This is a genomic window from Bacillus cereus group sp. BfR-BA-01382 (assembly GCF_022663475.1).
GTDB lineage: Bacteria > Bacillota > Bacilli > Bacillales > Bacillaceae_G > Bacillus_A > Bacillus_A thuringiensis_S.
Window position 1 is genome coordinate 1 of the sequence record NZ_JAKUFQ010000192.1, and the last position, 3,937, is coordinate 3,937.

Genomic DNA, 3,937 nt, shown 5'->3' on the forward strand with positions numbered 1-3,937 from the left:
TATTTCTTTGAAACAAACGGATGCCCCTTATAATAAAAACGCCACGGATAATGTACAGCTTCTTCTGCATAGTCGATATTAATACGAGGTCCTGCTGTTATTTTATATTGTGATGATATGTGTTCATCTTCTGGGACGAGTTCAATATGCAATGTGTCACTTTGTAATGATACGCCACGTTCTTCTAAAGTAATTCCGAGGGCACGGCATAGTTTGCCAGGACCGTTCGTTAAATTTTTATACTGTGCTTTTGTAATTTCGGTCTTATTGTAGCGCGCTAGTTTTATTTCTTCTATCCCATTTACCGGCTCAAGGGCTCGAATGAGAACACCTTGTGGGGTGCCCACTGGTGCTGTAATAACGTTAAAACAATGATACATACCGTAAATCAAATATACGTAAGCATGCCCTGGTGCGCCAAACATAACTTCTGTGCGATCTGTCCGTCTACCGCCGTAACTATGTGCGGCCTTATCATCTGGGCCTTTATATGCTTCTACTTCTACAATGATTCCGCTTCGCTTTATTCCGTCTACAATATGAACAAGTTTTTGCCCGAGTAATTTTTTTGCGACTTCTAACGTATCGCCTTCATAAAAGGAAGGTGGTGCATGCATTGTACTATCTCCTTTGCTAAGTGTATATGTATATAGTAAACCAAATTTTCAGTAGTAATTCTAACTCGTTCTATTTATCGGGTTTATTTCATAAATTATGGATAGAGTACAACAGCGAAGAGGGGGAGTGCGACATGATTTATCGCTTACTAGCTCTTAATATAGATGGGACACTACTATACAACAATGGAAAAATTGCAAAAGGATTACGAGAAACAATTGAATTTGTGAAAAGAAAAGATGTATACGTTACGTTATTTACGAGTCGTAATTTTCAATCCGCTCATAAAGTAGCAAAGGCGTTAAAATTAGATTCTATATTAGTGACACATGGTGGTGCTTTCGTTTCAGCAACGTTAGATAAGCCGTACGTTCAAAGAAGATTGTCTGAAGAGAAGACTTTTAACATTGTGCAAGTGTTAGAGCACTTTGATTGTAACGTACGTATTTCTCATGAACGGTTTTCGATAGGAAATCGTGAGAGAAATACACCAAACTTAATTGCGCGCACTGTATTATCAAGCGCAGATCCGTTATTTTATCCAGTTCAATTTGTAGATTCGTTAGGTGATGCGCTTCGGGACCATCCGGTAGCGGCGCCAAAAATTGATGTTCTTTTCCAAAGTAAAGGTGAAAAAGAAAGAGGACTGAACACATTAAGAAAAGCATTCCAAGATGTAGAGTATGTTGAATGTGATTCAAAACGAATAGAAATTTTACCGCAAAATGTATCAAAGTTACGTGGATTACAATTGCTTGGAGAGCATTTAAATATTTCGCTAAATGAAATGGTTGCGATTGGAGATAGTATGGAAGATTTAGAGGTTATTGAAAACGTGGGACTTGGGGTAGCGATGGGGAACGCGCCTGTAGAATTAAAGCAAGCAGCAGATTGGATCACACGTTCAAATAGTGAAAACGGTGTAGAGTATATGATTAAAGAGCATTTCCGTAAGCAATTCCCGCTTCCGTTTTTGAAGAATCATAAAAATACACCGAAACGATGACAGAAAAACGTAGCTTTTTGGCTACGTTTTTTTGTTTATCTTATTAAAAACAGTGAAAGCGTTTTAAAATATGAATTGTGTATGAAATCTATACAATTCACTTGAATCCTTTAGAAAACTAATGTAAAGTGAATGATGTTGCCAAAATAGTTACACCACATGAAATATTCTTCAGATTAATTTTATTGGGCTCCCATACGTAAAAGTATTTCCGCATGACAGTTTAGTTCACGTATTATTTCAAAAATGAATTGTAGCAATCTTATTAAGTAGTTGTAGTGTTTCTTTGTTTTATTTAAATGGATTATTTTAAGTTAATGTGAGTAAGGTTTGGTACATATGATATGTACTTCTTTTTGTGGTTTTAGGAAGTTTAAAAGGGGGAATGAATTTCTTGAGGAAATCATTTAATCAAAAAATTAAAAAGTTAAGTAGTAGTTTAATAGTTGTATTACTAATATGTATGAATTTTTTAATCCACTTACCATTTAAAGCAGAGGCAGCTACAACAGAGTTAAAAGGTTTAGGTGATGTATCTTATTACAACGCCATCATTTTTGGAGATCATAGTGCAACGAGTGCGGATATTGAAGGTGCGATGGCTGTTCAGAAAAATATGAACGCATCAAGTTATACAGTCGTAGCGGCTGCAACTGGAGCAAATAACTTAGCTGGAGCAACTTGGGTAGATGAAGGATATCCATCATTATTACTAGGCGGTCAATTTACGAAAGCGGGAGCAGGACAAGTAATTATTCAAGATGGAACAGTGGCGATGACAAAAGACGGTGACCCAGATGGCGCAATGAAAACATCATATGACCGTATCTCTTATAAAGAGCAAGCGGAGATTGATGCTAAGTTTAAAGAATTTAGAAAAGACGTTGATGGTGTAATCGGGGATGCAAGTAAACTACAGACTGATAAGCCAAAACTTAATATGAGCTTTGGCATCGGTGAAGATGTAAATAACCCTAATATTTATGTCTCTTCAGGCCAAACTGGAAAGAAAACATTTGATGTAAAAGACGTTTTTCTTCCGAATGTAGAGAATAAAGACTTTATTGTTATTTATTCAGATGCAGAAGAAGTGAGTTTTGGTGGCGGTGCAATTTTGTATGATACAAGAAATACTGGGATGGCGACGGATTTAATTAATACATCTCAAGCATACGATCCTAATTCATCTTTTACTGAGTTAGCTAGTAAGGTAATTTGGGTATTTCCTAATGCTACAAAGATAACAACTAAAGGTTATGGTGTAGTAGGTAGTGTGTTTGCACCTAATGCAGTTGTAGAAACAAAAGGTGGTTCTATTAATGGACAAGCCTATGTTGGAGGATTACACCAAAGAGATGGTTTTGAGGTTCATAACTTTAAATTTAACTGGCCAAAGTGGAATAAGCCAGCAACTGAAAAAGGACATTTACAAATTAAAAAAGTTGATGAAAACGATGAAAACATTGTTTTAAAAGACGCAAAATTTGATGTTATAGACAAAGATAATAACGTTGTGGCTACTGTTACAACAAACGAAAAGGGTATTGCGGAAGTTAAAGATTTACCACTTGGTGACTATTTTGTAAAAGAAATAAATGCACCAGAAGGATATATAAAAGTTGATACACCAGTCAAAGTAACAATTGATAATACAAACGTAATTGAACTTGTTATGAAGAATACGAGAAAAGTAGAGAATGGCCAATTTAAATTATTGAAAAAAGATAGTGAATCTGGTCAACTTCTACCAGGTGCAAAATTTGATGTTATCGATAAAGATGGGAAAGTTGTGGAAACAATTGTTACAGATGATAAAGGTGAAGCCTTATCGAAACAACTTCCAGTTGGAAGCTATACATTAAAAGAAGTAGAAGCACCGAAAGGATATGAATTATCATCTAGTTCAGTTTCTGTTGATGTAGAGGCTAATAAAGTAGTGACTGTAGATGTGGTGAATAAAAAGATCTCCGAAAAAGTAACGGGTCAATTTGAAATCGTGAAAGTAGATGCGGAAGATAAAACGAAAGTATTATCAGATGCAGAATTCGAAGTGTATAAAGATGGTAAAAAAGTAGATACGTTACGAACAGATAAAACTGGTAAAGTATTTTCTCAGAAATTAGAACCAGGAACATACACATTAAAAGAAACGAAAGCACCACAAGGATATAAATTGTTAAAAGAAGAAATTGAAGTCGTTGTGGAAGCAGACAAAGTAGTAGAGGTACAAATAGAAAATGCGAAAGAACTAGGAAGCTTACAAGTAATCAAAAAGGATGCAGAGAGTGGAAAAGTTCTAGCAGGTGCAGAATT

3 protein-coding genes are annotated in these 3,937 nt (G+C 35.5%); 2 read left to right on the forward strand and 1 reads right to left on the reverse strand.

Annotation, left to right across the window (positions count from 1 at the left end; translation table 11 throughout):
• On the reverse strand, positions 1-617 hold a 617-nt coding region (locus MR160_RS32960), incomplete at its 3' end, for a DNA-3-methyladenine glycosylase (RefSeq protein WP_086397351.1).
• A gap of 134 nt (positions 618-751) precedes the next feature.
• On the opposite strand from MR160_RS32960, the gene MR160_RS32965 reads away from it, so the two are divergent.
• Both MR160_RS32965 and MR160_RS32970 read left to right on the forward strand, forming a co-directional pair.
• On the forward strand, positions 752-1,624 hold the full coding sequence (locus tag MR160_RS32965; protein WP_000640419.1) for a Cof-type HAD-IIB family hydrolase: 873 nt from the start codon (positions 752-754) through the stop codon (positions 1,622-1,624).
• A gap of 394 nt (positions 1,625-2,018) precedes the next feature.
• Positions 2,019-3,937 (forward strand): MSCRAMM family protein (locus tag MR160_RS32970; RefSeq protein WP_242299144.1); only part of this gene is annotated, 1,919 nt, incomplete at its 3' end.